At 72.7% G+C, this 4733-nt stretch carries 3 protein-coding genes; 2 read left to right on the top strand and 1 reads right to left on the bottom strand.

From position 1 onward, the window contains the following. The coding region (locus tag KBX53_RS22865) for an ATP-binding cassette domain-containing protein (protein WP_210861556.1) at positions 1–542 on the top strand (542 nt) is incomplete at its 5' end. Between the two features lie 93 nt (positions 543–635). Continuing rightward, complete coding sequence (gene valS / locus KBX53_RS22860) at positions 636–3521, top strand: valine--tRNA ligase (RefSeq protein WP_247676070.1); 2886 nt, start codon at positions 636–638, stop codon at positions 3519–3521. A gap of 461 nt (positions 3522–3982) precedes the next feature. Here the strand turns inward: valS and KBX53_RS22850 are convergent, their stop codons facing one another. Then, positions 3983–4693, bottom strand: coding sequence for an ABC transporter permease subunit (locus KBX53_RS22850; RefSeq protein ID WP_030337472.1), 711 nt, complete (start codon positions 4691–4693; stop codon positions 3983–3985). Positions 4694–4733: the final 40 nt, after the last annotated feature.

The following is a 4733-nucleotide window of genomic DNA, read 5'->3' as shown; positions in this document are numbered from 1 at the left end:
GGGTCGACCTGCGCGACGTACGCGACGCCGACCTGCGCCGGGCGGTGGTGCTGGTGACGCAGGAGAACCACCTGTTCAGCGGCACCGTCGCGGAGAACATCCGGTTCGGTCGCCCGGGGGCCGACGACGCCGCCGTGCAGGCCGCCGCGCGGGCGATCGGGGCGCACGACTTCATCGCCGCGCTACCCGACGGGTACGCCACCCAGGTGCACCGACGAGGCGGGCGGCTCTCCGCCGGGCAGCGGCAGCTCGTCGCGTTCGCCCGCGCGTTCCTGGCCGACCCGAGCGTGCTCATCCTGGACGAGGCGACGTCGTCGCTGGACGTGCCGACGGAACGTCTGGTGCAGCGGGCACTCGGCACCATCCTGCGCGACCGGACCGCACTGGTGATCGCCCACCGACTCTCCACGGTGGAGACCGCCGACCGGGTGCTCGTCATCGACGGCGGGAAGGTCGTCGAGGACGGCCCACCCGCCGTGCTGGCCCAGGCCGGCGGCCGGTACGCCGCCCTGCACCGCCAGTGGCGCGACTCGCTGATCTAGCCGGGCCGCCCCGGTGGTGGCCGTTCCCCGCCGGCCGGTGTGTTCGGCCGCAACTACGTCGCCCCGCACCCGGCGGATGCCTACGATCGCAGGATGACCGACACGGCGAGGACGGCCCGCGCCGGCGTTCCCGAGCGTCCGACCCTGGACGGGCTCGAGGAGAGCTGGGCGCGCCGCTGGCAGGAGGAAGGCACGTACGCGTTCGACCGCTCGAAGGAGCGCAAGGACGTGTACGCGATCGACACCCCGCCGCCGACCGTATCGGGCGAGCTGCACATGGGGCACGTGTTCTCGTACACGCACACCGACACCTCGGCGCGCTACCAGCGGATGCGCGGCAAGGCCGTCTTCTACCCGATGGGCTGGGACGACAACGGCCTGCCCACCGAGCGTCGGGCGCAGAACGTGTACGGGGTGCGACCCGACCCGGCGCTGCCGTACGACCCGGTGTGGCGGCCACCGGCGGCCCCGGTCGACGACGCGGCCCGCCGCGACCCCACCCCGATCTCCCGGCGCAACTTCATCGAGCTGTGCGAACGGCTGACGGTCACCGACGAGCAGGCCTTCGAGGCGCTGTGGCGGCGGCTGGGGCTCTCGGTGGACTGGTCCCTGACGTACACGACGATCGGCCGGATCGCCCGGACCACCAGCCAACGGGCGTTCCTGCGCAACCTGCGCCGCGGCGAGGCGTACCAGTCAGAGGCGCCGACACTCTGGGACGTCGGCTTCGCCACCGCTGTCGCCCAGGCGGAGCTGGAGGACCGGGAGCGCCCCGGCGCCTACCACCGGCTGCGGTTCGCCACTGCCGACGGGCGTGCGGTGCTCATCGACACCACCCGGCCCGAGCTGTTGCCGGCCTGCGTGGCGCTGGTCTGCCACCCCGACGACGAGCGGTACGCCGACCTGGTGGGCGGCACGGTGCGCAGCCCGCTGTTCGACGTCGAGGTGCCGGTGTACGCCCATCCCCTCGCCGAACCCGGCAAGGGCACCGGCATCGCGATGGTCTGCACCTTCGGTGACCTGACCGACGTGACCTGGTGGCGTGAGCTGGGGCTGGCCACCCGGGTGGTGATCGGCCGGGACGGTCGACTGCTCCCCGAGCCGCCGGACGGGGTGCCCCCGCAGCCGTACGCGGCGCTGGCCGGGCAGACCGTCAACGGTGCCCGCCGGGAGATCGTCGGGATGCTGGCCGACGCCGGTGACCTGATCGGCGAGCCGCGCCCGGTCACGCACCCGGTCAAGTTCTACGAACGCGGTGACCGGCCACTGGAGATCGTCTCGACCCGACAGTGGTATCTGCGCAACGGCGGCCGGGACGAGGCGCTGCGCGCCACCCTGTTGGGTCGCGGCGAGGAGCTGCACTGGGTGCCGGCGCACATGAAACACCGCTACGACAACTGGGTGGGCGGCCTCAACGGGGACTGGCTGGTCAGCCGTCAACGCTTCTTCGGGGTGCCGGTGCCGGTGTGGTACCGGCTCGACGACGCTGGCGAGCCGGACTGGTCCCACCCTCTCACGCCGGACGAGTCCGCGCTGCCGGTCGATCCATCCAGCGATCCGGCGCCGGGGTACGACGAGTCTCAGCGCGGCCAGCCGGGCGGTTTCATCGGCGACCCGGACGTGCTGGACACCTGGGCCACGTCGTCGCTGACCCCGCAGATCGTCGGTGGCTGGGAGACCGACCCGGACCTGTTCGCCAGGGTCTTCCCGATGGACCTCCGCCCGCAGGGGCAGGAGATCATCCGGACCTGGCTCTTCGACAGCGTGGTCCGTTCCCACTTCGAACACGGGGTGCTGCCCTGGCGGGACACTGTGCTCTCGGGCTGGATCCTCGACCCCGACCGCAAGAAGATGGCGAAGTCCAAGGGAAACGTGGTGACCCCGCTGGCCCTGTTGGAGCAGCACGGCTCGGACGCGGTGCGCTACTGGGCGGCCAGCGGCAAGCCCGGCATGGACCTGGCGTTCGACCCGGCGCAGATCAAGGTGGGCCGGCGACTGGCCACCAAGCTGCTCAACGCGTCCAAGTTCGCGCTCGGGCTGGGCGCGGCGGACGCCCTGCGCGCCCCGACGACCACACCACTGGACCGGGCCATGCTCGCCGAGCTGGCCACCGTGGTCACCGCCGCGGGTGCCGCCTTCGACTCGTACGACCACACGGCGGCGTTGCAGGTGACCGAGGCGTTCTTCTGGCGGTTCTGCGACGACTACATCGAGCTGGTCAAGGAGCGCGCCTACGGCACCGGCGCGGCGGCCGACTCGGCACGGGCGGCGTTGGCCTCGGCGCTGTCGGTGCAGCTGCGGTTGTTCGCCCCGGTGCTGCCGTACGTGACCGAGGAGGTCTGGTCGTGGTGGCGTTACGGCTCGGTGCACCGGGCACCCTGGCCCACCACCCACGAGGTGGCCCGGACGATCGAGGGGTCGGGGGAGCCGGCGCTGCTGCGGCTCGCCGGTGACGCGTTGAGCCAGGTGCGCCGGGCCAAGTCGGAGCGGAAGCTGTCGATGAAGGCGGAGGTGCCGTTGGCCGAGGCGCTCGGCCCGGCGGCGCTGCTGGAGCAGCTCACCCTGGTCGCCGATGACCTACGGGCGGCGGGCCGGATCGGCAAGCTCGACCTGCTCCCGGACCGCGCCCCGGAGCTGGTCAGGGCCTGCGCCTTGGGCCGCGGGGCCGCCGCCGCCCGGAGGGGGGGGGGCGGACCGGCGGGTCACCAGCCGCGCAGGAACCGCAGCCCGAGCAGGAACGCGACCACGGAGGGCCCCACCAGCAGGGTGATCGCCTGGAGTCGGTACGGCATCCGGTGCCGGGTCAGCTCCCCCGCGTTGCCCAGCACGATCGCCCCGGCCAACATCAGGAAGGCGCCCCACCAGCCGGTCTTGAGGTGGATCAGATCCACCCGGATCAGTTGCAGGGTCAGGCCGAGCAGCGCGCCGGTCAGCGCGAGCAGGGCGACCGCCCGGTGCAGGCCGCGGGCCAGCGGGTGAGCCGCCCGCCAGCCGTAGGTGCCGGCGACGGCCAGGCAGGGCAGCACCACCAGCAGCGGCCAGCCCCGCCCCATCACGCCGAACATCAGCAGCGCGCCGACCGCGAAGACGATCGTGCCGACGCAGGCCAGCACGTACCCGGCGAAGGACCGGCCACCCCCGCGGGCCAGCAACGGCCCACCGCTGGCCGCGATCAACGCGGCCGGAATCAGGATGAACACGGCCCACCAGTGGAACTGGCCGCTGCCCTGGGCCGCCGTGGCGACCGTGGCACAGGCCAGCCCGGCGACGGCCAGGCTGGTCAGCCACGGCCGGCTGCTCCGGGAGTACGGCTCAGCCAACGACGTCCGCTCCGCTTCGACGCTCACGCCCGTCAGCCTGACCCGAGCGGGCCCGACCGGTCCATCCGGCCAGCCCTACCGCCGGGCGGGGGCTGGCCGGAACAGCAGCTCGCACCGCTGTCAACTCGTCTCGCCGGCCACGCTGAACGAGCGCAGGCGGTCGATGGCGAGCACTGTGAAGCCGACGCTGACCAGCGCGGTCATCACCGACGCCACCGACACCGACACGCTCGCCTCCAACAGCCCGGTGGGGGCGATCCGGTCGGCGAGGGCGATCACGTACTGCTGGATGGAGAGCACCTTGGTGCCGCTGACGAAGTTGCCCAGCAGACCCTCCCAGATCAGCACGTAGACCAGGCCGAGGAGCACCGGCCGCCTGGTGACCAGGCTGAGCGCGAGGAAGAACGCCGAGTACGCCAGCGCGCCGAGCGCCGCCGCGGCGGCCAGCGCCAGACCGAGGCGTACCGAACTGGCGAGCACGCCCGCGACGTAGAGCGGCACCGCCACGGTGACCGCGGTGACCCCGGCGGCCACCGCGAGCTTCGGCAGCACGATCTGCCAGCGCGGCAGCGGCTTGGTCAGGATGTGCACCACGGTGCCGTCGTCGATCTCGGCGCCCAGCACGCCCGTGCCGATGATCAGCGCGACCACCGGTAGCACCACGGCGAGCCCGAGACCGACGAGCACCGGCGGCCCCCACTCGCGCGGGTCCACCCCCAGCGACCGACAGAGCACGGCCAGGCCGAGCAGCACCAACGGCAGCGGCAACAGCAGCAGGAACCGACGTCGGCCGAACAACCCGCGCGCGGTGATCCAGGTAACCGTGGACATCTATGCCTCCACCAGGTAGGAGAAGACGCTCTCCAGGGAT

Source organism: Micromonospora sp. M51 (genome assembly GCF_018070305.1).
Classification (GTDB): Bacteria; Actinomycetota; Actinomycetes; order Mycobacteriales; family Micromonosporaceae; genus Micromonospora; species Micromonospora parva.
The sequence above is the reverse complement of the archived record's forward strand: the minus strand, read 5'-3'. Positions and strand labels throughout refer to the sequence as shown.